The sequence below is a fragment of the Shewanella sp. MF05956 genome (assembly GCF_059758055.1).
Map to the genome: position 1 here is coordinate 41,518 of NZ_JCAYNV010000006.1, position 26,236 is coordinate 67,753.

Consider the following 26,236-nt stretch of genomic DNA (forward strand, 5'->3'; position numbering starts at 1 on the left):
ATGATTGAAACGGATGAAATGCAATTAAGTGCGTATATTCACACGTTTCAGACTCAACGTATAAACGCCATCAAAGTCTTTTGAAAAGCGGCAACATAAAGATAAAAAAGGGAGCGATTGATGATTCAACCTCCCCCCTTTTTTATTTAACTGATGCACTACTGTTAACCAATACTTTTGACTAGTGCATTAATTTTAACTAGTGCACTATTTTTTGCGTTTATCAGCGAATTTGCGCATCACTTTATCAAACTTTGGTTTCACCACTAACTGGCAATACGGTTGTTCGCCATGTTTAGCGAAGTAATCGTCATGATAATTTTCTGCCGGGTAAAATGTATCAAAAGCACTAATTTGAGTCACGATAGGGTTAGGCCAGATTTGTTGTGCATTCAAGCGGTTGATAAACGCATTGGCTAAGTCAACTTGTTCACTGTTATGCGCAAAAATAGCCGAACGATATTGTGGCCCTTTATCGTTACCTTGTTGATTTAATGTCGTTGGATCGTGACTTTCGAATAACACGGTTAAGAGTGTTTCATAGCTAATCAGAGCCGGGTCAAACTCAATGTGCACAACTTCAGCGTGCCCAGTAAGCCCCGAACAAACCGCATCATAGTTTGCCTCTTGTGCATCGCCACCGCAGTAACCAGACTTAACACTGATCACCCCCTCAAGTTGAGCGAAAATCGCTTCAACGCACCAAAAGCAGCCCGCACCAAAAGTGGCTTTTTGATTACGACTAACAGCCATATTTGATGCGTTTAATTCATCGATTGATTTGAACACCATCGACACTGAATTAACGCAATGACGTACATTTTTATCCGTCAGAAATTCACCTTCAAATACGTGGCCTAAATGTCCACCACACTGATCGCAGGTAATTTCAACACGACGCCCGTCGGCATCAGGGGTTCGCTTAACGGCACCCGTAATCTCATCGTCAAATGCGGGCCAGCCACAATGAGCGTTAAACTTATGTTCGCTCTTGTATAAAGGTGCCAAACATTTTTTACAGCAATACACGCCTTGAGCATCATGGTCCACATACTCGCCACTAAAAGGGCGCTCTGTGCCTTTTTGTTCAATCACGTATTTTTCAAAGTCGGTTAAATTATTCATTGCTTGTTCTCACTGATTTTTTGCGGCATCGATAAACAATACGCGAGATCAATAGCATCAGTTCAACCAATACTCTTTGAATACGCGCAAATAATTGCGACAAAGTGTGACTAAGGTTACCATTGACGTGGGTCAACACACTAATAAGAAATATATAATGAAACTTAATACAATTGATTATTTAGCACCAGATAGTGCTGAGCGCTTTGTCGAGTCACTTCGTGAAACGGGTTTTGGGGTATTAACAAACCACCCTATTCAAAAGCAACTTGTCGAAGACATATACCAAGAATGGTATGCATTTTTTCAGTCTGAAGAAAAAAATGAGTTTTTATTTAATAAAGAAACTCATGATGGATTTTTCCCTGCATCAGTGTCAGAAACAGCCAAAGGCAACACAGTAAAAGATATCAAAGAATATTATCATGTGTATCCATGGGGTCGTATTCCTGATTCACTACGAGCAAATATTCTTGCTTACTACGAGCATGCCAATACCTTAGCCTCTGAATTACTTGGCTGGATTGAACAATATACCCCTGCAGACGTAGCGGTTAACTATTCTATTCCACTACCAGACATGATCGCGCAAAGCGAAAAAACCTTATTGCGTATTTTACATTACCCACCGATGAAGGGTAATGAAGAAATGGGCGCTATCCGCGCGGCTGCACATGAAGACATCAATTTAATTACCTTATTGCCTGCGGCAAACGAGCCTGGTTTACAAGTTAAAACCAAAACAGGTGAATGGATAGATGTGCCAAGTGATTTTGGTAGCATCATTATTAATATCGGTGACATGCTTCAAGAAGCCTCTGGCGGTTACTTCCCGTCTACATCACACCGCGTGATTAACCCTGAAGGTACCGACAAAACTAAGTCGCGTATTTCACTGCCATTATTTTTACACCCTAATCCAGATGTTGTACTGTCTGAGCGTTATACCGCTGACAGTTACTTAATGGAAAGATTACGTGAGTTAGGTGTTATTTAACCTTAACGTGATTAAATAGCACTAAGACTAAGCGCCGTTAGGCGCTTTTTTTATGCTTTTACTAAGCTAACAAGGTACAATACGGCTTTTATATTCTTTGATTAAATATTCCGTTATTTACTCGAATATTTACTCGAATAAGCATTCGGTTATAAGGCAACATCATGGCAATTCAGTGGTATCCAGGACACATGCACAAAGCACGTAAAGAGATTGAAGAGGCGATGCCTCAGGTCGATCTTGTTATTGAAGTGCTCGATGCGCGCATTCCCTACAGCAGTGAAAACCCAATGGTGTCACAACTTCGTGGCGATAAACCGTGTATTAAATTGCTCAATAAATCAGATTTAGCCGATCCCGCGGTCACTGAACGTTGGATTGAATACCTCGAGCGTGAACAAGGCGTAAAAGCTTCAGCGATTACCACCTTACAACCCGGCATGGTGAGAAATATTCCAGATATTTGCCGTAAATTAGTGCCTCATCGTGATGTGATGGAAAAAGACATCCGCACTATGATTATGGGTATCCCAAACGTGGGTAAATCGACCATCATCAACACCCTCGCTGGCCGAACTATCGCCAAAACAGGTAATGAACCAGCGGTGACCAAAACCCAACAACGCATTAATCTACGAAATGGTATTGTGCTTTCTGACACGCCTGGGATTTTATGGCCAAAAGTTGATAACGAAGCCAGTAGTTATCGTCTTGCGGTAACCGGCGCCATTAAAGATACAGCAATGGAATATGAAGACGTGGCAATGTTTGCCGCAGACTACTTCTTAAAAGCTTACCCTGAAGCGATTTGCGAGCGTTATAAGCTCAGCTCTTTACCCGATACAGACATAGGCTTACTTGAAGCCATTGCTGGCTCTCGTGGTGCGTTGCGTCCGGGTGGACGTATTGATTATCACAAAGTCTCGGAGTTGTTATTACACGATTACCGATCAGGACGGATTGGTTTATTAAGCTTGGAAACACCTGAGATGGCAGAAATGGAACAAATCGAAGTCGCCCGAGTATTAGCAGAAAAAGAAGCAATAAAGCAGCAAAAAATTGAACAAGAAAAACTAAAGCGCTCAGGTAAACGTCACAACGACTAGTTTTTACCTTTATCGCTAACACCAAGAATATTGTTCAAACCAAGAATATTGCTCAAACTAAGAATATCGCTAAAACGAAGAGTATCGCTCATCACGATTAACGGGGTAATTGCTTACCCCGTTTTCGCTAATACTAATTGTTTCGCTAACTCAGCAAGGCTAGTCTCGAGTAAATCGATCACCAATTCAAATCCCCTGTCACCACCATAATATGGGTCTGGCACTTCCTTTACCCCTTCGCCTGCAAAAGACAAAATCAAGCGGATTTTATATTGTAAATGCGCAGGACAACGTGAGTACAAATCGATTAAATTGGCCTCATCTGCCGCTAAAATCAAATCAAATGTGTCGAAGTCACTGTCAATAACTTGCCTGGCTTTCATACCTGAAAAATCTAAACCACGCTTGCGTCCCGCTATCATACTGCGAGGATCAGGAGCGTTACCTTGATGAAACGCAATTGTGCCTGCGGAGTCTATCTTAAGGGATAATCCGTGTAATTTAGCTTGCTGTTTAAATACAGCCTCGGCAGTCGGTGAACGACAAATATTGCCCATGCACACAAATAACACTGACGAGACGTTGGTTAAATTTGTATTATCGTTCATGTCTCTTACCTATTGGTTTATTTTTGAGATGACTATATTGCTCAGGTGGTGACTTATCGATTCACGTTTAAACATGATGTATTTTACAGTTAACTCGATGGCCTATCTTCAATGATGCGCAGTCAATGAACTACCATCAATAAAGCCAACACTATTGAGCGGATCGCTCGCGTAAAAAAGTGGCAAAACGCGGAGTCCCTTTTTGGGTAAACCCTAAATATTGATAAGTAATAATCGTACCAATAGCGGGCGGATATTGTCTTTGTATGTCACTGAGCCCACTGCCAATATTAAACACTTTTCCTTGGGGCGTTTTAACCGTTAATGCACCGAGTTGTCCTGTGTATTTGCCTTTACCTGCAGTGTGACCAATCACCACAGCTTCTGCATCATATTTCGGTTTTAATTTTACAATATACGGACTGCGTCCAACGGTATAAAAAGCATTTCGATAGTGCAACATTAACCCTTCTCCGCCAGTATCGACCACGCTATCAAGCTCAGAAAAGAGCGTGTGATTATCTGCAAACGTTAATTGTGGAATAACCTGTAAGTGAGCAGAATTAACCTTTTGAGCAAGTTGTTGCATCGCCATATACCGTTGTTCAAAGGTGCCACTATGATGCGGTAAATCAAATATCATAAACGTGACAGACTGCCACTCTTGAATTTGTGTATGCTGGCGACGAACCAGGGCAGAGATTTGCTCAAACTGCTCCCGACCTAGCCATAACTCACCGTCAATAGGATATTCAGGAAAGCCTTGCGTAAAAGTTGCTGGAAGGTTAACCGTGCGCCCACTTCTCGTTAGCATCTGTTTACCCGTCCAGTATCCTCGCACCCCATCTAACTTTTCGCTTACAAGGTAATCGGTTACATCTAAATCGGCAGCATAGTGACTCGCAAGTTGAATTTCAGGCTTGGGAAGCGCTTCACTTTGACACACCATACAGATCATCAAGAATAGAACGGAAAATAGAAAAGTGTGAACACGTAACATAAGCAATCCTTGCATAATAGCTTGAGCCTCATGGCAAGCTAAAGCCTAGTACAAGTCGAATAAATGTGCACATATAGCCAAAAACACTGGTAGCTGTGGTCGTGAATGTTACAATCAGCACAATGTGAATAAAAAGAAATAAAAATAATGAAACCAGCAAATAATCATGGTCTTAAACGCGTATTTAGAGCAACGGGGTTCTCAATAAAAGGCCTAAAAGCCGCATGGCAAAATGAAGCTGCATTTAGACAAGAAGCCGTTTTAGCTATACTAATGTTACCTATAGCCTTGCTTGTTAATGTCAGCGCACCTGAACGAATATTATTGATAATGACACTGATGATTGTGTTGATTGTTGAATTACTCAATTCAGCCATTGAAGCCGTAGTGGATCGTGTCGGTGATGAGATCCATCCATTAAGTGGTCAAGCTAAAGACATTGCATCTGCAGCAGTGTTTATCAGTTTAGTTATGTGCGCAATCACTTGGGCGATGATTCTTTTGCCATTAATTTAATCCTATCTAATACCATTCCGCGTTAATAAGTGATGACTCAGCGAGAGTTTAAAAGGGCTTAAATAAGGCGTATGACTGAATGAATAGGTTCTCTTTCGAAGTCATGCAACGCAGTGTAAGCCCTTTTAAAACTCGCCTGAAAGGAATGCCCCAGCCGCTTTTGCTCTGCGTTCTCGCTATTTGAAAGGGAGCAACCATTACTGCATAGCGACGCCTTAATCAAAAACCGCTAGACGTATTCTGAGTGTTCACTTAATTAATGCGGATTGGTATAAGGCTTAGTAAACTATCACTATTCGCTAAGCCTTGTATGGATGGTTATTGATCGATACACGGCGCCATATCAGTGGTTAATCTATTGGACAATATCTCTATGGCTTGTTCAATATAAGCCAACCTTTCATTTTCAGCCCAGTACGCCGCATACACATTGCGGGTAATGCTGTTTGCCCCTTCAACAATAAATAAGGTTTTGTTGGTTAAATAAGGTTTAACGAGCACTTCAGGTAAAAAGGCACAACCGCCGTTATTCAATATAAAATCCAATGCCATTCTGGCTGAGCTGGTATGCAATACCGGCAGTGGCAGCATAGTGTATTCTTGCGCATGGGTGATATTAAATGCAGTGCCCCAATCAACTTTAATATAAGGAATGGTTGAGGTTTGCGACAAGCTAAGGTTCGGCTGTTTAGCCACTAAGACTAATTTGATCTGTGCCAGCTTAATCAACTCAAGCTCATCCAGTTTTGGCGGATCGAAACTAATGGCAATGTCCAAACTGCGCTCAATGAGTTGGCGCGTCATGACCGAGCCAGACAATACATCAGTGCGTAATGCCACACCGTCTAACCCGAGATGAAGTGGTTGTAAAAAGGGTTGTAGATACGCATCCCAAATATTGTGTCCTGCAGACACCGTTAATTGAGTGCTGTGTTGTTGGTTTAAAATAATATCTTGTTTGGCCCTTTCCCACGCATTCAACACGGCTTCGGCGTGTCCGAGCATTCGCTCACCGGCGGGTGTGGGTTGAATATTATTACGTAAACGTTCAAAAAGCTCGACGCCTAGAATGCCTTCTAATTGTTTTATCCTAAAACTCACCGCACTGCGCGTTAAGTAAAGATTTTCAGCCGCCTTACCAAAGTGGCGTGTACGGGAGACTTCTAAGAACGTTTTTAATAAATCTGTATCCATAAAAATTCTTTACCATGAAGGACAAAATATTTTGATTTAAAAAATGATAATACTAGCCAATACTCCAGTTGAAAATCTTTATATCTCATAATCTAGAAGGTATTAGCCATGTCTCAGCAATCATTTGTCAATGCGAAACAAGGTATTGAAGCTCACACCAATGGGTCAAGTGACAGTTTCCGCTCTACTAAACGCTTCTATGATGACGCTAACTTTCCTAAAGGCTTTAAACGCTGCGGTGATTTTACCAGTAAGGAAGCGGACTTGCTTGAACAACATGGTCAAGCAATGAAAAGTTTAGCCGAAGGTACCCAGCTGCCCTGTAATGTCGATGAAGACCAATTTGTCAATGTTGCCAAAGGCCATTTACCCGCATCTACCGCTATGGAATTACTGTGGGCTAAATATTGTCGTTTGGCAAAAGGTAAACCTTTTTATGCCGTCGTCGGTACGATTCATGCTCCTGCGGGTGCAAAAGTGGAAATCGAATTCGATGATGTTGAAGATGATAGCACTGACACCGATGAGTCTGAATAACGGGTATTCGGGCAACAAAACAACAACCTACCAATTTTAACATCTTGTTAACCACCTCAGTTAAAGTAGAGCATTTTTAATGCTCTACTTTTTGTATTTAACACAAAAAAGACACCTCACACACTCATCGCCAATGCTCTGACACCTCTGAATCACCAGCTTTTGAAACAAAAAAGGTGATTTTTAAGCCTTTAAGTTCAAACTACCAACGAAAACTTGATTTAGCGCAATTTTTACATACAAATACTTCACATTTAGTTACAAGCTGCTAATATGTTTGCTGAACAGTTTGTCCTATTTTTTTGTTTGAACTTTATGACGACACATTTTGATAACCCTACATTGGTTATTGTCGAAGGAAAATAAACTCAGCCTCAAATACGGCAACAGCATCATATGAAGACGCATATCTTGTAACACTAGAATAAATAATAAATGCGGAGTTTCAATGATTAGGCCCCTTTTTTATATTGTCGTGATGCTATTAAGCACTCAAACTGCCTACGCAGCGAGTAGCAATAATAGTAATACATCGTCAGTAATGGATAAATTTGCCCTCGATATTGGGGTGTTTTATGCTAACTCCGATTCCAACATGGCGGTTACCAATCCTAAAACCGGCGGATCGTTTCCGATCGATTTTGAAGATGAATTTTTACTCGCAGAAGAACAATATCTCCCTTATTTCGAACTCACCTACTCTTTCAATCAACGCCACAACCTTTTTATCGATTGGAAATCTCTCGACAGAAAAGCTGATAATAATGCCGTAAGCCAAGATTTCATCCTTGAAGATATTGATGGTAAAGATTACCTAATCGAAGTGGGTGCTAAATTAAACACTGAATTAAATATTGATATTTTACGTATCGGTTACGGATACGATATCTGGCAAGGTACAGATTATGCTGTTGGTGTTTCGATTGGGTTACACACCATGTTTGTCGAAGCCGTATTCAAAGGCACGATAGGCACTTGCATACCAGACTCATCCCTCACGAGCTTATGTAATAATGTCGTCGCTACGCCTGAGGTGGTAGATGATGCGCTTACTGCGCCACTGCCTAATGTCGGTATTTATGGGGCTTATGAGTTTTATCATGGTTGGAATTTTTCAGCGCATGCGCAATATTTCTCAATCAGTTATGATGATGTCGATGGATCACTCATTGATGTCCGCTTAGGTGTAGAAACTAAATTCTGCGACAACTGGTCGTTAAAGCTCGCTTATAATTATTATGACGTAGACATCACGATAGAAAAGCAACGTAAGATGAGCAACAATGAAATGAGAACCTTCGACCATAAAATCAGCTACAGCTTCACAGGTCCTATGTTTGCCGTTTCATATGCCTTCTAACCCGCACACATTATTGTCATAAAAGCATCTTAGGATGCTTTTTTTGTGATCAGTAAAATGATAATGTCCTACTATTCATTCTATTATAACTAATCTCCTTAATGTCTTTTTACCGCCCTATTCATGAGGCACTTAATGTCTAACACGTTATTGCAAACTGCTGCCGCCAACTTGAAAAAAGCGGTGCCGTTAATGCTTAAATACAGGATCCCTACCACGCCAACCAACTATGCGCTTTGGTACGCTTATGTTGGTGAGCAAAATCCATTGTTAAATCAAGAACTCGACACGGCAATCAAACAGAATCAAACATGCTCTCCAGTTACCAGCGAGTTGTTATATCGAAAGCATGTGGCCGATCCTGTCGAGCTTGATGTACGCGACATGCGTAAAAACTTAGATGCGATGGTATGTGAATTGTCACAATCTCTTAGAGATACCAATTTAGACACTGAGACATTTCAGACTCAAATGGATAAAGACTTTAAGAAATTAAGTGATTTGGAAACCAAAGGCTTTTCGCTTGAACAAGTCATTGGTGTTGTAAGAAGTATTGTAAAAGAATCGTCCAGCATTCGCTCAAGTACGGTTAGCTTTACTGAGCAATTGCAAAAAGCCCAATCCGAAATTGATACCCTCAAGACACGTCTTGCAGCATCAGAAAAAGACATGTTATTTGATGCCCTAACCAATATTTTAAACAGACGCGCATTTGACCACGATATTGAAGCACAAATTGATTTATCGCCAACCGGTACATGCTTGATTTTAATAGATATCGATCACTTTAAAAACTTTAACGATACCTTCGGCCATCAATTGGGCGATTTAGTATTAAAAACCGTTGCTAAACGTATTCAAGAAGCGTGTCGAGATGGCATTAAACTTTATCGATATGGTGGAGAAGAATTTGCCATTCTCGTGCCTAGTAGCCAATTGAGAGTCGCAAGACAGCTAGCCGAAGGGATCCGAAGAGCACTGGAAAAACTCAGTGTAAAAGACCGTCGTAGCGACAAAGTGATTGATTCGATTACGGCTTCATTTGGTGTGGCAGAGTGGAAACCCAAACAAAATGTGGGTCAATTAATTGAAGCGACTGACAAGTTATTGTATGAAGCAAAACGTCTTGGCCGTAACCGAGTGATGCCAATCTCCAGTTAAACGATAAAGGTCTTATTGAACGCTAAAAAGCTCCGCGTTGTTATCAATCATTATGATGAAAGCAGCGCTGAGCTTTTTATTAATTTAATCATTATTGAGGTAATTGTAGATATCCTGCTGCATTTTCGGCGCTAGGATTGGCAAGGTGTGGCACATAACCTAAAAATGGCGCTTGCATCATCTGTTGCAAACTTTGCAAGTTGTCGTCAATAAACGCCATGTCGGCATCAACCTGATTTGCTACCCAACCTGCAATACTCAATCCATCGGCTAGCAGCGCTTCTTGCGTTAACAACGCATGATTTAAGCAGCCGAGTTTCATCCCCACTACCAGAATGACTTCAAGTGTAGTGTTTTTCGTTACAGCATGAGTTAACTGAACACTATTGCCATAAGTGGATGTCTCTTGTTGAAGCGTAGTCTGCAATAATTTAACCGTATCAGATAGGTACTCGCCATTACCTAACGGTAAACGCCAGCCACCAGCCCCTTCAATCAAAGCAAAGTCGGCATTAACCATTGCCGGATGGAACATCGCATCAAGTACGCCTTGTGCACTTAACGCGGTATTGACTTGCGATGCAGCAATATGGGGCGCAATTGCGGGCTCAAAACTGATTGGGTTAATCTCTTGATAAGCCAGCCCCATATTAGATTGCGCCATTAACATTAACGCATCACTGTTGCGCAAGCCATCTTCGGTCACGTCACAACCTGAAGCAATGGGTTTAAACCCGCATTTATGCCCTTGTGCTTTAGCTAGTAAAGCGGCGGAGATTAAGGTTTTACCACTGTCAGTATCAGTACCCGTCACGAAATACAACATAAGATTAGCCTCGTTTAGCGCGGATAAACGCAATTTGATAAGTTAAAGGAATGCCTTTATCGGTACGCAGAGTTTCAGCTAACCCAAGCCGGTGTCGCCATTGCTGCCTGGTTAACTGTGGCCGTTTTTTACCATTTCCTTGCTGATCAAACGAAGCTCCAACGCCTTTAATGGAATACAATAAACTGCGTAAGTCATCAAAATACACTTGAATGCTTTCAAGCTGAACATCAACATATTGCCAATCATCCATTGCCATTTTTGAGGATAAAAAAGTGGCTTTTAAACTCTCAACAGAATGAAATTGGTTTACATGAAAACCGAGAGTATCTAATTCTGCTAGGCTGCCATCGGCAACGATACTCAAAAAGCATTCACCGCCAGGGCGTAAAACACGATGAAACTCCATAAAAGCGTTTGGTAATTGCTGACACCACTGTAATGCTAAATTTGAATATAGCGTATCTACAGAACCACTTTGCAACCCTAAAGCTTGCGCATCACTGCACAAAGGCAAATAATTTGTAAATTGTTGGGTTAACTCAGTGAGCATGCCATGGGCAATATCGACCGCAATAACCTGACTAACGTGAGAGAATGCACCAAAATCAGTACCAGGTCCTGCGCCGACATCCAGTAACGTGCCGTATAGATCCGCTTTTTGGAACAACTTTTGCGCGCTTAAACGCTGCAATACATCATGTTGTTTGTATTGGCTTGCTGCGCTTGAAAACTTATTGGCCAGTGGATTATCTAACGTCATGAGGTTGCTCATTGATCCAAATTGATGTCGTTACAATGTCTGTAAAGGTACTGATGTGTTTGTGTCTGCATCATTGTGATTCATCAGCGATGCGAGTGCAGCAACCAAGGCGCGAATATCGTCAGCCTGGTGCTGAGCATTGAGGGTGATCCGTAATCGCGCTTGCCCCTTAGGCACAGTAGGCGAACGTATTGCCCCCACCAAGAAACCTTGCTGAGTTAACTGTTTTGCAATGGCAATCACACGTTGATTATCACCAACCATAATCGGTTGTATAGCGGTTAACGATTCAGTTAACGGTAATTGATGTTGTAAAGCGACCTGTCTAAACAGCGCGATATTGGCCAACAGTTGGGTTAACAATTGCGGATGCGAATATTGCCAATTAATCGCCGCTAATGCTAAATGAGAATTAGCAGGAGATAACGCCGTTGAGTAGATATATTCCCGCGTTGTCGCCACCAGATAATCAATGACATCTTGAGAGGCTAAAATTGCCGCCCCCTGGCAACCTAATGCTTTGCCAAAGGTGACCACTTGAATATCGACTTTGTCTGCATTAACCCAGTCATTCGGTAACACACCAAAGCCGTGAGCATCATCAACAATCAACCAGCAATGATGCTCGCGGCACAAATGCGAAAGTTCAGTGATTGGCGCGATATCACCGTCCATGCTAAATACACTTTCAGTCACCACTGCGCAGCCTGGATTGCGCTCAATCGCCCGCGCTGCGCTACTGAGATCATTATGTAAAAAACGGCTAATTTTACATTGGCTGTCTTTCAAACCATCAATCACAGATGCATGCACTAATTTGTCTGCAATCACAGTGTCATCAGCATTAAAGAGTGTTTTCATCAAGGCGCTATTGGCGCTAAAACCTGAGCTAAACAGTATACACGCCTGGTGCCCCGTTAGCTCACATAAGCGTTGTTCAAGCTGTTGATGGGCAACACTGTAACCACTGACTAACGGCGATGCCCTACTGCCGACACCGTATTGTTGTGCCCCTTGATAAAGAGCCTGAGCTAATGCGGGTTCTTGAGATAAGCCAAGGTAATCATTATGGCTAAAATCAATAATCTTGGTTTGCGAAACAAGCCCGTTAACTCGCCTTTGACGTAAAAGACCCGTCGTGTGTAATTGCGCAAGCGTATTATTGATCCGCTGAGCAAGTGGATGGTTATCCTTTACTGACAGGTCTGATTTTTCCATGGCTAATTACAGTGCTGCGGCATCATAAAATTGTTTGGTAGACTTATCTTGCTTAGCACTGGCTTTAGCAAGTAATGCACTGTCTGATTCAATATTAGCTTGTGGTCCCTGCTCCGGGTGTAAACCCAAACGACGGAAAAGACTCATGTCATCGTTTTCTTCTGGGTTTGGCGTAGTCAGTAACTTACAGCCGTAGAAAATCGAATTAGCACCAGCAAAGAAACACATCGATTGCAGCTCATCGCTCATGTTTTCACGCCCTGCAGATAAACGCACCCGCGACTTGGGCATTAAAATACGCGCTACGGCAATGGTACGCACAAATTCAAGCGGATCAAGATCATCTAATTTTTCAAACGGTGTGCCCGCAACTTTCACTAACATATTGATGGGCACTGAATCTGGGTGTTGTTCTAAATTTGCCAATTGTTGCAGTAAACCTGCGCGATCAGTGGCTTTTTCGCCCATACCAACAATCCCGCCCGAACAGACTTTCATGCCAGATGCACGTACGTTTGTTAGCGTGTCTAAACGGCTTTGATAAGTTCGCGTGGTAATCACATCACCGTAATATTCAGGCGACGTGTCAAGGTTGTGGTTGTAGTAATCTAAACCCGCATCGGCCAATTTTTCGGCCTGTTCAGGCGACAACATGCCTAATGTCATACAAGTTTCCATGCCTAAGGCACGCACATCTTTTACCATTTGGGTTAAATATGGCATGTCTTTGTCACGAGGGTTACGCCAAGCGGCACCCATGCAAAAACGTGATGCGCCTGCGGCTTTAGCACTTTTAGCTTCAGTGAGTACTTTTTCAATTTCAAGTAAGCGTTCTTTCTCAAGACCTGTGTCGTAACGCGCGCTTTGCGGACAGTATTTACAATCCTCAGGGCATGCACCGGTCTTAATCGACAATAGACGACTGATCTGTACTTCGTTAGGGTCAAACGTTTCACGATGAATACTGTGCGCTCTAAACAATAAATCATTCATAGGCAATGCAAACAATGCTTCAATTTCAGCTTTTTGCCAATCGTGACGAACTTCAGCTAACGACATGGATCAATCCTTTATTTTGATTTTATGTTGGCTAGGATACCCTGAGCCCGTAAACTGTCAACGCAGCGACTACTTCGCACTTTACAAGCGGTTAAAAAAAGAGCACCTATAATTATGGCACTTTCCAACACAAATACCACTATCGATTATACTTTTGATCAACAACATATTTGGCATCCCTATACCTCTATGACCCAGTATCTGCCTGTGTATGGTGTGGTTTCTGCTCAAGGTTGCGAGTTGACGTTAGACAGTGGCAAAGTGTTAATTGATGGTACCAGTTCATGGTGGTCATGTGTGCATGGTTATAGTCATCCGACCATCTTAGCAGCCATGCAGCAACAGCTTTTAAGTCTCAGTCATGTCATGTTTGGTGGCATTACCCACCAGCCAGCTATTGAGGTTTCAAAACGCCTAGTACACATGACCAGTGCCAATTTAACCAAAGTGTTTTTGGCCGACTCTGGCTCTATTGCGGTTGAAGTGGCCCTAAAAATGGCGCTGCAATATTGGCAAGGGCGCGAGAAGCCGCAAAAACAACGCATTATGACGGTTAAAAGTGGTTATCACGGCGACACTTTTGCCGCCATGAGCGTGTGCGACCCAGACGGCGGCATGCACACGATGTTTGGCAATAATGTCACTAAACAGGTGTTTATCCCCGCGCCAACATCGAAATTTAATGAACGGCTAAATCAAACCGATATCGATGCTTTAGAGAATGCATTTAGCCATTACCATCAAGATATTGCTGCAGTGATCATAGAGCCGATCATGCAAGGTGCGGGCGCAATGCGTTTTTACTCGCCGGCTTATTTAAGCAAACTTCGCCAACTGTGCGACCAATATCATGTACTGCTGATTTTAGATGAAATAGCCACAGGGTTTGGCCGTACAGGTAAATGTTTTGCTTATGAACATGCCAACATTGAAGCGGATATTTTATGTGTGGGTAAAGCACTTACCGGTGGTTATATCAGTTTAGCGGCAACGCTTTGCAGTGACGAAGTCGCCAACGGCATTAGTGACTCGCCAGCAGGCGTGTTTATGCACGGCCCAACATTTATGGGCAATCCATTAGCCTGCGCCGCAGCTACTGCCAGTTTAGATTTATTGCTTAAAGGCGACTGGCAACAACAAGTCAGCGCCATTGAAGCTCAGCTTAAACAAGAGCTCGCCAGTGCCACTGATTTAGCCCAAGTACAAGATGTACGCGTGTTGGGCGCCGTTGGGGTGATAGAAATGATAAGCAGTGTCAATACCGCGCAATTACAACAAGCATTTGTCGATCTTGGGGTTTGGGTAAGACCTTTTAATAAATACATTTATATTATGCCGCCTTACACGATTAGTGCTGCGCAATTAACGCAACTCACCTCAGCAATGGTAAGCGTTGCAGCCAGTATTGAAGATAGTGGTAGTAAGCAGAAATTTATTAGTCATGGCTAGCCAATACTTGCTGGGCATAGGATATGATCGCGTCAGAGACTTCTTTATAAATTCCCTTGAGTAAAATACAATGGTGCCAATACAGTGTCTCTTCAATGACTTTATCTGGCAGGATCTGCACTAATTCTCCACTGGCTAGCTCATTGTTAACTTGTAATTGTGGCGCTAAACAATAAGCAGCGCCGTGTTTAGCCATATTAATGAAGGCTTCTGATGAGCGAACGGCGTGTAGTGGGTATTGGCCTTCTTCTAAACCAAAGTGTTGCTCAATAAAACGGGTGTGCATATTGTCTTTGTGATCAAAGGCTATCCCTGGTGCTCGCATTAACGTTTGCGCATTTATCCCATCACAAAAATAGCGTTCAACAAACTCTGGCGTCGCAACAACAATATAATTAATCTTGCCTAATCGCGTTAACTGGCACCCTTTTATCGCCACATCTTGTACAGCTATCGCTCCAAATGATTGGCCATCTTTGAGTCGTTCAAGGGCAGGGGCTGATCATACTCGATCGCTTTTCATACATCCTTTTTAAAAACAAAGAGATAAAAAATAGCTTGATTGATCACGCCTGTGTGATCAAATAGCGCTCTTTTTCTTTGTCTTTATACATAATATGCTTAAACATCTCGATAAGATTACTGATTGCCGTTCCCATATAAATCAAGAACATGATGTCATTGATATCTGCTTCCTCGTCCTGAGCGCAGTGATATCAGGTGCGCAAAGTTGGGCCGATTGCCACGAGTTCGGGACATTAAAACTCATGTGGCTGCGTAAATATTGCCCCTTCGCTAATGGTATTCCCAGCCAGCAGAGCATTGGTCGCATCTTCAGAGGAGTGTCAAAGCAATCCTTGCTAGATGCCTTGCTGAGTTGGGTCAACGAGCATCGGCTTGCTTCTATTACGATTGATTGGAAAGTGCTTAAAGGTGCCAAAGCATCAGCCTCAAGCGCAGCATTACATATGGTCACTGCATATGATACCGGCTCTGGTTTAGTCTTCAGCGCTAAATCAGGTGCGAGCAAAAAGAGTGAACTCAAACTCGTTCAAGAATTGCTGACGTGTCTTGATTTGAAGTCTGAGTTACTGACATTTGATGCGCTGCATTGTCAGACACAAACACTTAATTATATTGTCAAAGAAGGTGGGCATTGTATTTTGCAAGTCAAAGGTAATCAGCCCAAGCTGTACGAGGCAGTACAGGCACAATTTGCTGATTACATTACAAATACTCCAGATGCCGAATGCTTTACGCAAGATGATAAAGGCCATGGTCGAGTTGAAAAACGGATAACGTTTCAGTGTCCATTGAATTTAGCCGCTGAGATAAAAATGAAATTGTCTCAATTAAAAACATTAATCGCAGTAGAGCGTCATCGAAAAGTGGGTAACAAAACCAGTATAGATACGCATTTTTATGTCAGTAGTACAATGCTGACATCAGAAGCCTTTGGTACAGCGATTAGGGCTCACTGGCAAACGGAAAACAATCAGCATTGGCTTTTAGATACACTATTTCAAGAAGATAAGCAGAAGATGTATGATGAAGATGGTGCCAGTATTCTGACTATTTTAAGGCGTTGGGCATTAAATCTAGTGAAGCTACATCCTGCTAAAACAAGCCAGAATCAGAAATTCAATAGGGCTTGTTGGAGTGATGATTTCAGGGAAGAGATTATTTTTGGCGCTGGTCAAAAAGTGTAATCAGCCCCTGGTTCAAGGGTGCGTTCCTCATCTTTAATCAATAAATTGACTTCTAATAGATGCTTTTTAATTAAAGGGGCAATCGCCGGAATAAGCCAGGTCGCTAGAGAATCGGCATTGGTGGCAATATGCAATGTTAACGGGGTTAATGGCTCATTAGGCATCACACTTGGCAGTAATTCTGCCTCTAGCTGCACGACTTGGTAATAATGCCTTAAAAGTTACTGACCTAACGCCGTAGCGCGGATTGGATGACTTCTTATCACAACAGATTGAGCCAGCTGCTGTTCTAATTGTTTAATCCTTTGAGACACCGCAGATTGCGACAAACATAATACATTGGCAGCTCGTTCAAAGCTTTGCTCTTTAATCACACAACTCAATGCTTGCAGTAATTTGTAATCGAGTTTACTCATGCGCAATCACCTTTTGGTTTAATACTGTCATCTTAGCGGATCGATTTGCCACCATCATTAATTTAACTTATACATAAACAATGAGTACTTTAGTGGCTTATTAACAAGCAAATTTGTCATAAGGACACTCATAGTTACCTCAGTATTACTGCAAGGTTTAATTCTCGGCGCTGGGATGATCATTCCTATTGGCGCGCAGAACTCCTATTTGCTCAGCTAGGGGATTAAGCGTAATCATCACATTTTAGCGGCAACCATTTGCATGTTTTGTGATGTCATTTTGATTGGCCTCGGGATTTTTGGCGGCGGTAAGCTCATCGCCAGTTGCGAATGGTTGATGTTAATTATCGGTTGGGGTGGGATCAGTTTTTTGATTGTTTATGCCGCAATTTCTTTGCGTAACGTATGGCGAAATCAACATCAAGTTACAACCCATGAAGCTGCAGCCAATAGCCGTAAACACATTATTGGCACCACACTGGCAGTGACGTTACTCAACCCTCATGTTTACCTAGATACCGTGATGATTTTAGGCTGTGTGGGCGGCATGTTTGAGGGCAATGAACGATGGGCATTTGCCATAGGCACTGTATTGGTATCAGTGTTGTGGTTTTACAGCCTCGCGTTTGGAGCCGCCAAACTGGTCCCCTGGCTAGGTAAACCGAAAATACAACGTGTAATTGATGCCTTGGTTGGCGCTATTATGTTATTTATTGCTTATTCGGTATTTAACACCTTACTCAGTAATGGTGCAGTAATGTCATAATCGCTTGAATTCACATTAGCAAACAAACACCTAAACAACACTGTTTAAGCATTAAGCCTGCATTGCAACAAATCCTGGTATTTGCGCAATGCGGGTTAACCAACCTCTGATGTGCGGATATTCTACTAAATCAAAACCACCTTGATGTGCCACATGGGTATAAGCATAAAGCGCAATATCCGCTAAGGTAAATTGCTCACCGCATAAGAATGGCTGCTGTAAAAGTGTAGACTCCATAACACTGAGCGCTTTATAACCTTTGGCATGTAAAGAGTGATACTCGGCTAAACGGTCATCTGGTAAGCCTAAATACAGTTGAAGATAACGGGCAACGGCAATATAAGGTTCATGACTATATTGCTCGAAGAACATCCACTGATACATTTGGGCTTTGCTAAATTCATCAGTTGGGATAAGTGGTGAGCCCGCCGCCAAATAGCCTATAATCGCGTTTGATTCAGACAATACTCGTCCATCGTTAAGTTCAATTAGCGGTATTTTACCTGCTGGGTTTTTAGCTAAATAAGCGTTGGTTTGTGTATCACCATTAGCAATACTCATCTCTTGCCATTGATGCTCAATATTGAGCATATGTAACACCAGTTGCACTTTGTAGCAGTTGCCAGAGACGCTATCGCCGTATGCTGTGATCATGTACACCTCAGATTATTTTTTAACTAAGCTGGAAATTAAGGCGCGTAACGCCGCTGGTTTAACCATTTTTGCCATGTAGTGATAACCGCGTCGTTCAATGTCATCCACTAAATCTTTATTAGTATTGGCGGTAATTAAAATTCCGGGGACATGATCACCATAACGGGAACGAATATCATCCATGGCATCCACGCCATTTTTATCATCATCTAAATGATAATCAGCCAAAATAATATCGGGAGCAACGCCTTTGAGCCCTAGCTTAATTCTCGCATCAGCTAAGTCTGTGGCGCAAATAACCTCGCATTGCCAACGGCTTAATAATGAGTCTAGCCCAGCTAAAATAGTATCTTCATTATCAATACATAATACTTTAATACCTGCGAGTGGCTGCATTAATGACGGCATAGGTTTTGTTACCACCTGACTGATTGTTTGCCCTAACGGAACAATAATGGAAAACATTGACCCGACACCCAACGCTGAGCGCACTTGGATTGGATGGTCGAGCACTTTACTGATCCTGTCTGCAATCGCTAAGCCTAACCCTAAGCCACTCACGTTACGACTACTTGGATGGTTTAAGCGTTTAAACTCTTTAAAAATTTCTTGAGTATCGTATTCATCAATACCACACCCAGTATCCAGCACTTGAATTTCAACGTATTCACCTCGATGACGGCAGCCTAATAACACTCTGCCGCCTCGGGCGTAACGGTAAGCATTGGTTAAGAAATTTTGCAAAATACGCCGTAATAATGATGGGTCTGAATTAACCGTAGCCGAGCAAGGCACCATCGAAAATGAAATTTGGTTATCGCCCGCCATCGCATCAAATTCGACCGATAAACCGTTAATGATTTCGGACACGGCAAAATCACGACGATTGACATCAACCATGCCAGAATCAAGCTTAGAAATATCGAGTAAGTCCGTAAGCAATTCGCCAGCGGTTTTTAACGAGCTGTTGACATGGGTTAAGGTCGTGCGAGCCTCAAGGTCTAAATTAGGGTATTGCGATAATGACGCAGTAAACAACCTAGCGGCATTGAGCGGCTGCATTAAATCGTGGCCTACCGCAGCTAAGAACCTTGTTTTAGACGCATTTGCAAGCTCCTCTTGCGCCTTAGCCTCTAGTAACTCACTGTTGAGCATCGCCAGCTCATAAGTACGCTCTTTGACTCGACTCTCCAGAGTTTCATTCGCTTCAAGCAGTGCTTTTTCTTGTAAGCGATATTGGGTAATGTCGGTAAAGGTCATCACAAAGCCACCATCGGGCATTGGGTTACCTTGAATTTTAATGACTTTACCGTCTTTACGCTCACGCTCAGAGGTATGCGGCGTACCATTACGCATATGCTGCACTCTTACCGCAACTTGGGTTTCCATATCTCCTTTACCACAAAAACCACGCGATGCATTAAAACGTACTACATCGGCAATCGGCATACCTTGTTGTAAAAAGCCTTCAGGATATTGATATAAATCGGCATAACGATAATTCCATGCCATCAGATTAAGGTCTTTATCAACAACGCTCATCCCTTCGTATGCGTGTTCAATTGCCCCGCGGAGCATGTCCTGACTTAAAATGATTTTAGATGACGCTTCATCGACCAAACTAAACACTTCATCGAGGGCTAAATCGCGACCTTGTAATACAGAATCCATCACTAATGACGCACTCGAGGCACCGAGCACCCCCGATAACATATGTTCGGTATGAGCAATTAATTCTTCTGGGGCCGCTTTATACCAACTGTCACTTTTAACCGCGTCGGGTGAAAAGCGACTAAAGCTTTCATAGGCACGGGTTGGGCTCACAAAGCGGCTGGCTAAAATTAATAAATCTTGTTGCGATATAGGACCCTGGCGCTTATTCGCATCTTTTTTTAACGCCCAGGGCTTAACAAAATTACTCGCTTGAATGCGCTCGGCAACCCCCGCCCTAAACCAAATAGACCCTAATACGTAGCACGCCACGTTAGCCAGTAGCGCAATCAATGTATCGCTAACATTAGGGGTAATAGCATTGAGTAAATCAAACTCTCCGCCAATTAATCGCGCTTGACCCGCACCTTGCAACAAAATGAAACACCACAAACTAAAACCAACCGCGAGGCCTAAATACACGCCAGCACGATTACCATGTTTCCAGTAAAGTCCACCCACCAGTGCCGGTGCTAATTGCGAAAATGCGCCAAATGACAACATGCCTAAATGTGATAACGAATCGCTGTCTGCCAAGGTTAAATAACTTAAATAACCAAAGCCTAAAATCACTACAATTGCTAAACGCCGAACGTTTAATAGCAATTGCGAAAACTGGCTAAAATTTTTCTCTCTGATCTGCCCTGTGCGCAACAAAAACGGCACGAGCCATTCGTTACTCACCATCACACTGATGGTGACCACCGCAACAATCACCATACCCGTCGCTGCGGATAAGGTGCCAAGTAATGCAATAACGGCTAAAAAGGGTTGGTCTAGTGCCAATGGTAGGTTGATTACATAGGTATCAGCCGCGACAGAATCGCCTAATAACACTTTGCCAGCCAACGCTAAAGGCGCAACAAACATACCAAACAAAGCTAAATATATGGGGAATATCCAACGTGATTTTTTTAAAATATGTTCGCCGCCGCACTCAACGACCATCACGTGAAACTGTCTTGGCATACATAAAAATGCCGCCATACCGACAAATAGTTCAGGTAAAAATGACTCAAGCCGCAAGTGGCTATTTTCTATTAATCCTTTCTCAGAGGCTTGTTGCCAAATATCGCCAAACCCATCAAAAAAACCAAAACTGATCACGGCGCCAACAATGATAAAAGCGGCTAATTTGACTAACGACTCAAACGCAATAGCCACCATCATGCCGGGATTATGTTCTGTCGCATCTAATTTTCGAGTGCCAAATAAAATAGCAAACACGGCAAGGATCATGGTGATTAGCAGCGGCACTGCAACGGGGCTTAATGGGTTGTCATCGGGCTGGAATAAATTAAGACTAAAGACCATCGCTTTAAGCTGCAACGCGATATACGGCATGATGCCAAAGAGTGCAATAAGGGTCACAATCGCGGCTAACAACTGTGACTTACCATAACGGGCGGCAATAAAATCGGCCACCGAGGTGATATTTTGTGCTTTAGACACCACCACCATTTTGCGCAACATGCCAAAGCCAAGCGTAAACACTAAAATGGGACCCACAAAAATGGGTAAAAAAGACCATAAATCAGTAGCTGATTGCCCTACCGTGCCTAAAAAACTCCATGATGAGCAATACACAGCAAGACTAAGACCATAAATCCACACTTGAATTTTTTGACTTATTTTACTAAACCAGCGCTCTGCACCCCATGCCAAAATAAACAGCAATGACACATAACACACCGCGATGACGGCTACTATAAGAGTTAAATTCATCAGACGTCCGCTATCATTTTATTTTTATATAATCTCATCTCAGGTGTAGAGACAAGCTGACTTAGTGCTTTTTATCGCTTACAGAATCGCACGCATTGAACACAAAACAACCTAGACAACATAAATTGTGCTCATTTGCTCACAATTTACCGTCACACTTACTCACTTTAACACGTGCAACAGACTAAATATTAAGGATATTTTAAAACTAGACCAAGGTCTAATAGTGTTAGGCGTCGGTTAAAGATGATACTTTAGCCACGCCATTTTTAGAAAGGGAAGCCCCTATGAGCTCTCAGTCTCTTTACAAAGTTCCTAGTGACATTGCAGATAACGCACTGGTTAATAACGATCAATATAAGAAAATGTACCAGGAGTCCATTGTTAATCCAGAAGGTTTTTGGAGAGAACACGGCAAACGTATCGATTGGATTAAACCTTACACCAAAATTAAAAAAACCTCATTTGATGATCATAATTTATCTATCAACTGGTTTTATGACGGTACGCTCAACGCATCAGCTAATTGTTTAGACCGTCATTTAGAGCAGCACGGCGATAAACTGGCGATTATTTGGGAAGGTGATGACGCTAATGAACAGCGTAAAATCACCTATGCAGAATTACATGCTGACGTCTGTAAGTTTGCCAATGCATTACGCAGCCAGGGTGTGAGTAAAGGCGATATTGTCACAATATATATGCCTATGGTGCCAGAAGCCGCAGTAGCAATGCTCGCGTGCGCCCGAATTGGTGCAGTCCACTCTGTAGTGTTTGGTGGATTCTCGCCAGACTCGATTGCGGCAAGAGTGATTGACGGTAAATCTAAAGTACTCATTACCTCAGATGAAGGTGTTCGTGGTGGCCGTAAAATTCCGTTAAAACGCAGTGTTGATGAAGCGATTGCCAACCCTGACGTCACTTCTGTTGAGAAAGTGATTGTACTCAAACGCACCGGTGGTGATATTGATTGGGTTGAAGGTCGTGATGTATGGTGGCACTCATTAATGGAAGTAGCCTCAGAGCATTGCCAACCCGTTGAAATGAAAGCTGAAGATCCACTATTTTTACTCTATACCTCAGGTTCAACCGGTAACCCTAAAGGTGTGCTACACACCACTGGCGGTTACATGGTTTATGCCTCTATGACACACGAATATGTGTTTGACTACAAAGCCGATGAAGTTTACTGGTGTACTGCCGATGTCGGTTGGATTACCGGTCACTCGTATATGGTGTATGGCCCTTTTGCTAACGCCGCGACAGTATTAATTCATGAAGGTGTGCCAAATCATCCAACGCCTGCACGTCTTGGCGAAATGATTGACCGTCATAATGTCAATATTCTTTATACCGCACCAACATTAATCCGTGCATTAATGGCTGAAGGCAAAGAGCAATTTAGCAACTACAAAGGTGACTCATTACGTATTATGGGCTCAGTGGGCGAACCGATTAACCCAGAAGCGTGGCGCTGGTACCATGAGGTGATCGGTCATGAAAACTGCCCGATTGTCGATACTTGGTGGCAAACAGAAACCGGCGGTATTTTAATTAGTCCGCTACCTGGCGCAACGGATACTAAACCTGGTTCTGCTACCCGTCCATTTTTTGGCGTACAACCTGCATTAGTCGACAACATGGGCAATATCGTTGAAGGCGCTACAGAAGGTAACCTGGTTATTCTTGACTCTTGGCCGGGTCAAATGCGTACCGTATACGGCGACCATGACAGATTTGCTCTCACCTACTTTAAAACGTTCCGTGGTATGTACTTTACCGGTGATGGCGCGCGTCGCGACGAAGATGGTTACTACTGGATAACTGGCCGTGTCGATGACGTAATTAACGTTTCTGGCCACCGCCTAGGTACTGCAGAAGTTGAAAGCGCACTTGTGTCGCATGAGCTCGTTGCAGAAGCTGCCGTTGTGGGTTATCCACATGACATTAAAGGCCAAGGCATTTATGCCTACGTCACCTTAACACGCGACGTTGAGCCAACTGAAGAGTTACGCCAAGAATTACGCCAATGGGTGCGAAAAGAAATTGGTGCCCTAGCGACCCCAGATCTTATTCAATGGGCGAGCGGATTACCTAAAACACGCTCAGGTAAAATCATGCGTCGTTTTTTACGTAAAATTGCGGCAAACGAAGTGACTAACTTAGGGGACTCTTCAACACTGGCTGATCCAGCGGTAATTGATACCTTAATTGAAAGCCGTTTAAACAAAACAGAATAATGCCACACTATCAATCTATCCACCCATGAGAAATCCTGACCAATTTCTCTTTTTGGCCCCTCCCAGAGGGGCCTTTTTTTGTTCTTTATATTTCGGCATTCACAGACAGCATTGCAATAGATTGAATTAAGTTAGCAATATTGAGTCATCACAATGACACATAACCTCATACAACACTTGATACAACAGCAAATATAAGATCGGTGTAAAGTGATATCGATTAAACAATTAATGCGATAAACCACAATGGCCTTTATCCACTATATGAATATGCTACTCTGTTGCAAAATATGATGATGTATAGATAAATATTACCACCAACGACCTCAAATATGATGATTAACCTTCGCGATTACCAACAACAGGCTGTAGATGCCGCTGTGGCGCATTTTAAACAAAGCCCACTATCTGCGGTATTAGTTTTACCTACAGGAGCAGGTAAGAGCATTGTGATTGCTGAATTGGCAAGGATCGCTAATGGTAATGTATTAGTACTCACCCATGTAAAAGAGTTAGTGGCTCAAAATGCGGAAAAAGTAGGGTTACTGACTCAAGAAGCCAATATTTATTCTGCGGGGCTCAAACAAAAAAAAGCCAATGGCAAAACAGTTGTGGCCAGTGTTCAATCAGCTTCACGCGCGCTCAATAAATTTGATCAGGCATTTTCATTGATCATTATCGATGAATGTCATCGCGTGAGTACAGAGTCGACGAGCCAATATCAACAGTTGTTAACTCATTTACGCACTAAGAACCCACAAATAAAACTATTAGGACTGACCGCGACGCCTTATCGGCTTGGATTGGGCTGGATATATCGACACCATTATCACGGTAAAGTCGGTAACACTGATAAGCCAGTATTCGAGAAGTGCATTTTTGAGCTGCCTATGCGGCCATTAATCAAAAAAGGTTATTTAACTCAACCCACGATTTTTGATGGACTCAGTGCACAATACGACTTCAGTAATTTAGCACCGGTTGAAACCAATGAATATTCGGCGACAGAAGTTGATAACCTACTGCACCATCAAGGCCGTGCGACGACAGCCATTATTAAGCAAGTTAGACAATTAGCACAACATCGCCAAGGCGTACTTATTTTTGCTGCCACAGTGCGCCATGCTGATGAGATAATGGCGTTAATGGATGATGATGCGGCATTGATCACGGCAAAAACGCCACACTCTGATCGTGATGACATCATAGAACGCTTCAAAGCCAAAAAGCTCAAATTCATCGTTAATGTTGCCGTGTTAACCACAGGGTTTGACGCGCCGCATGTCGATTTAATTGCCATATTACGTCCAACGGCGTCTGTGAGTTTGTTTCAACAAATGATTGGCCGTGGGCTCAGGCTTGCAGATAATAAAGCCGACTGCTTAGTGATTGATTACGCGGCAAACGGCTATGATTTATTTTATCCAGAAGTAGGTCAAGCTAAACCAAACAGCAAGTCAGTCCCTGTACAAGTCCACTGCCCTATTTGCCAATTTGCCAATACATTTTGGGGGTTAGTTGACGCTGATGGCGATATCATTGAACACTTTGGCCGACGCTGCCAAGGATTGATCGATGACACCAAACAGTGCGATTTTCATTTCCGCTCAAAATCGTGCCCTGACTGCGGCGCTGAAAATGACATTGCTGCGCGTATTTGCCAAACTTGTCAGTCGACCTTAATTGACCCAGATAAACGCCTTAAACAAGTACTTAATGCCCAGCATCATCACTTATTTAAATGCCAAGAGATGTTATTACTTTGCCAAGACGAAAAGCTCATCATTCAATACATCGACATTGAAGGTAACGATTTCAAACAGACATTCCAATTTTCTACCCCCGCTCAACGTCGAGCATTTTATGCCGTGTTTGTATTGAGCCACACTCGCACACCCGGTTTACTTCATCCTAAATATAACCAAGCTAACGATGTGTTGGCCGATAAAGAGCGGTTTAGAAAACCCGATTTATTACTATTAAAGAAAAATAAATATCGCTGGGATTTAGTTGATTCATTTTTTGATTATCAAGGCAAATATAAAATCGATATGAGTTAAAACAAAATTAATCGCGTTGAGTTATGAAAAAAAAAGC

23 protein-coding genes and 1 pseudogene are annotated in these 26,236 nt (G+C 42.6%); 11 read left to right on the forward strand and 13 right to left on the reverse strand.

Translation table 11 applies throughout. The features are described 5' to 3' along the window. Window positions 1-207 precede the first annotated feature (207 nt). Window positions 208-1,125: a bifunctional methionine sulfoxide reductase B/A protein gene (locus AC19MX_RS08145; RefSeq protein WP_498297570.1), complete on the reverse strand. Its 918-nt coding sequence runs from the start codon at window positions 1,123-1,125 to the stop codon at window positions 208-210. A 157-nt stretch (window positions 1,126-1,282) separates the two neighbouring features. Here AC19MX_RS08145 and AC19MX_RS08150 point away from each other — a divergent pair, with 157 nt between their 5' ends. Together AC19MX_RS08150 and ylqF are read left to right on the forward strand one after the other, a co-directional pair. Next, entirely contained in the window at window positions 1,283-2,122 is an 840-nt protein-coding gene (locus tag AC19MX_RS08150; RefSeq protein ID WP_432399709.1) for an isopenicillin N synthase family dioxygenase, read from the forward strand. A 164-nt stretch (window positions 2,123-2,286) separates the two neighbouring features. Next, the gene (ylqF, locus tag AC19MX_RS08155; RefSeq protein WP_432399711.1) at window positions 2,287-3,228 is read left to right on the forward strand and encodes a ribosome biogenesis GTPase YlqF; all 942 of its coding nucleotides are present in this window, start codon (window positions 2,287-2,289) and stop codon (window positions 3,226-3,228) included. A 113-nt stretch (window positions 3,229-3,341) separates the two neighbouring features. Here the strand turns inward: ylqF and AC19MX_RS08160 are convergent, their stop codons facing one another. Together AC19MX_RS08160 and AC19MX_RS08165 are read right to left on the reverse strand one after the other, a co-directional pair. Next, a complete protein-coding gene (locus AC19MX_RS08160) occupies window positions 3,342-3,836 on the reverse strand; it encodes a low molecular weight protein-tyrosine-phosphatase (protein WP_498297572.1) in 495 nt (164 codons plus the stop codon). 151 nt (window positions 3,837-3,987) lie between these two features. Further along, complete coding sequence (locus AC19MX_RS08165) at window positions 3,988-4,836, reverse strand: DNA ligase (protein WP_498297574.1); 849 nt, start codon at window positions 4,834-4,836, stop codon at window positions 3,988-3,990. A gap of 147 nt (window positions 4,837-4,983) precedes the next feature. On the opposite strand from AC19MX_RS08165, the gene AC19MX_RS08170 reads away from it, so the two are divergent. Then, window positions 4,984-5,352: a diacylglycerol kinase gene (locus tag AC19MX_RS08170; RefSeq protein WP_498297576.1), complete on the forward strand. Its 369-nt coding sequence runs from the start codon at window positions 4,984-4,986 to the stop codon at window positions 5,350-5,352. Window positions 5,353-5,670: 318 nt separating this feature from the next. Here AC19MX_RS08170 and hdfR read toward each other — a convergent pair whose 3' ends face one another. Continuing rightward, entirely contained in the window at window positions 5,671-6,546 is an 876-nt protein-coding gene (gene hdfR / locus AC19MX_RS08175; RefSeq protein WP_498297578.1) for an HTH-type transcriptional regulator HdfR, read from the reverse strand. A gap of 108 nt (window positions 6,547-6,654) precedes the next feature. Here hdfR and AC19MX_RS08180 point away from each other — a divergent pair, with 108 nt between their 5' ends. From AC19MX_RS08180 to AC19MX_RS08190, 3 genes are all read left to right on the forward strand, one after another. Next, the gene (locus AC19MX_RS08180; RefSeq protein ID WP_498297580.1) at window positions 6,655-7,083 is read left to right on the forward strand and encodes a MaoP family protein; all 429 of its coding nucleotides are present in this window, start codon (window positions 6,655-6,657) and stop codon (window positions 7,081-7,083) included. A 448-nt stretch (window positions 7,084-7,531) separates the two neighbouring features. Continuing rightward, a complete protein-coding gene (locus AC19MX_RS08185; RefSeq protein WP_498297582.1) occupies window positions 7,532-8,443 on the forward strand; it encodes a hypothetical protein in 912 nt (303 codons plus the stop codon). Window positions 8,444-8,578: 135 nt separating this feature from the next. After that, window positions 8,579-9,604 carry a GGDEF domain-containing protein gene (locus AC19MX_RS08190; RefSeq protein ID WP_432399719.1) on the forward strand — a complete coding sequence of 342 codons (1,026 nt, stop codon included), beginning with the start codon at window positions 8,579-8,581 and terminating at the stop codon, window positions 9,602-9,604. Between the two features lie 91 nt (window positions 9,605-9,695). Here AC19MX_RS08190 and bioD read toward each other — a convergent pair whose 3' ends face one another. From bioD to bioB, 4 genes are read right to left on the reverse strand one after another with little or no spacing between them, the layout of a single operon-like run. Next, window positions 9,696-10,427: a dethiobiotin synthase gene (gene bioD, locus AC19MX_RS08195; protein ID WP_498297742.1), complete on the reverse strand. Its 732-nt coding sequence runs from the start codon at window positions 10,425-10,427 to the stop codon at window positions 9,696-9,698. Window positions 10,428-10,434: 7 nt separating this feature from the next. After that, window positions 10,435-11,193 carry a methyltransferase domain-containing protein gene (locus tag AC19MX_RS08200; RefSeq protein WP_498297584.1) on the reverse strand — a complete coding sequence of 253 codons (759 nt, stop codon included), beginning with the start codon at window positions 11,191-11,193 and terminating at the stop codon, window positions 10,435-10,437. Between the two features lie 30 nt (window positions 11,194-11,223). Then, a complete protein-coding gene (locus AC19MX_RS08205) occupies window positions 11,224-12,411 on the reverse strand; it encodes an aminotransferase class I/II-fold pyridoxal phosphate-dependent enzyme (RefSeq protein ID WP_498297586.1) in 1,188 nt (395 codons plus the stop codon). Between the two features lie 6 nt (window positions 12,412-12,417). Next, on the reverse strand, window positions 12,418-13,470 hold the full coding sequence (bioB, locus tag AC19MX_RS08210; RefSeq protein ID WP_432399723.1) for a biotin synthase BioB: 1,053 nt from the start codon (window positions 13,468-13,470) through the stop codon (window positions 12,418-12,420). A gap of 114 nt (window positions 13,471-13,584) precedes the next feature. Between bioB and bioA the strand changes: the two genes are divergently transcribed. Beyond that, window positions 13,585-14,919 carry an adenosylmethionine--8-amino-7-oxononanoate transaminase gene (bioA, locus tag AC19MX_RS08215; protein WP_498297588.1) on the forward strand — a complete coding sequence of 445 codons (1,335 nt, stop codon included), beginning with the start codon at window positions 13,585-13,587 and terminating at the stop codon, window positions 14,917-14,919. Here the strand turns inward: bioA and AC19MX_RS08220 are convergent. Next, window positions 14,906-15,397, reverse strand: a pseudogene (locus AC19MX_RS08220) (LysR substrate-binding domain-containing protein); the annotation flags it as partial. The gene bioA and the pseudogene AC19MX_RS08220 sit on opposite strands and share 14 nt — an antisense overlap. 139 nt (window positions 15,398-15,536) lie before the next feature. On the opposite strand from AC19MX_RS08220, the gene AC19MX_RS08225 reads away from it, so the two are divergent. Next, window positions 15,537-16,628, forward strand: coding sequence for an ISAs1 family transposase (locus tag AC19MX_RS08225; protein WP_498297590.1), 1,092 nt, complete (start codon window positions 15,537-15,539; stop codon window positions 16,626-16,628). Here AC19MX_RS08225 and AC19MX_RS08230 read toward each other — a convergent pair. Continuing rightward, window positions 16,616-16,825, reverse strand: a complete 210-nt coding sequence (locus tag AC19MX_RS08230; protein ID WP_432399726.1) for an ArgP/LysG family DNA-binding transcriptional regulator — start codon at window positions 16,823-16,825, stop codon at window positions 16,616-16,618. The genes AC19MX_RS08225 and AC19MX_RS08230 overlap by 13 nt on opposite strands. A gap of 24 nt (window positions 16,826-16,849) precedes the next feature. Further along, window positions 16,850-17,044, reverse strand: a complete 195-nt coding sequence (locus AC19MX_RS08235; RefSeq protein WP_432399728.1) for a LysR family transcriptional regulator — start codon at window positions 17,042-17,044, stop codon at window positions 16,850-16,852. Window positions 17,045-17,267: 223 nt separating this feature from the next. Here AC19MX_RS08235 and AC19MX_RS08240 point away from each other — a divergent pair, with 223 nt between their 5' ends. Then, complete coding sequence (locus AC19MX_RS08240; protein WP_432399840.1) at window positions 17,268-17,810, forward strand: LysE/ArgO family amino acid transporter; 543 nt, start codon at window positions 17,268-17,270, stop codon at window positions 17,808-17,810. Window positions 17,811-17,861: 51 nt separating this feature from the next. Here AC19MX_RS08240 and AC19MX_RS08245 read toward each other — a convergent pair whose 3' ends face one another. Together AC19MX_RS08245 and AC19MX_RS08250 are read right to left on the reverse strand one after the other, a co-directional pair. Further along, window positions 17,862-18,461 (reverse strand): glutathione S-transferase family protein, encoded by a 600-nt coding sequence (locus tag AC19MX_RS08245; protein WP_498297744.1) that lies wholly within the window; start codon window positions 18,459-18,461, stop codon window positions 17,862-17,864. A gap of 15 nt (window positions 18,462-18,476) precedes the next feature. Beyond that, on the reverse strand, window positions 18,477-21,899 hold the full coding sequence (locus AC19MX_RS08250; RefSeq protein WP_498297592.1) for a hybrid sensor histidine kinase/response regulator: 3,423 nt from the start codon (window positions 21,897-21,899) through the stop codon (window positions 18,477-18,479). 287 nt (window positions 21,900-22,186) lie between these two features. On the opposite strand from AC19MX_RS08250, the gene acs reads away from it, so the two are divergent. Together acs and radD are read left to right on the forward strand one after the other, a co-directional pair. Next, a complete protein-coding gene (acs, locus tag AC19MX_RS08255) occupies window positions 22,187-24,139 on the forward strand; it encodes an acetate--CoA ligase (RefSeq protein ID WP_498297594.1) in 1,953 nt (650 codons plus the stop codon). Between the two features lie 332 nt (window positions 24,140-24,471). Continuing rightward, complete coding sequence (radD, locus tag AC19MX_RS08260; RefSeq protein WP_498297596.1) at window positions 24,472-26,199, forward strand: DNA repair helicase RadD; 1,728 nt, start codon at window positions 24,472-24,474, stop codon at window positions 26,197-26,199. Window positions 26,200-26,236 lie beyond the last annotated feature (37 nt).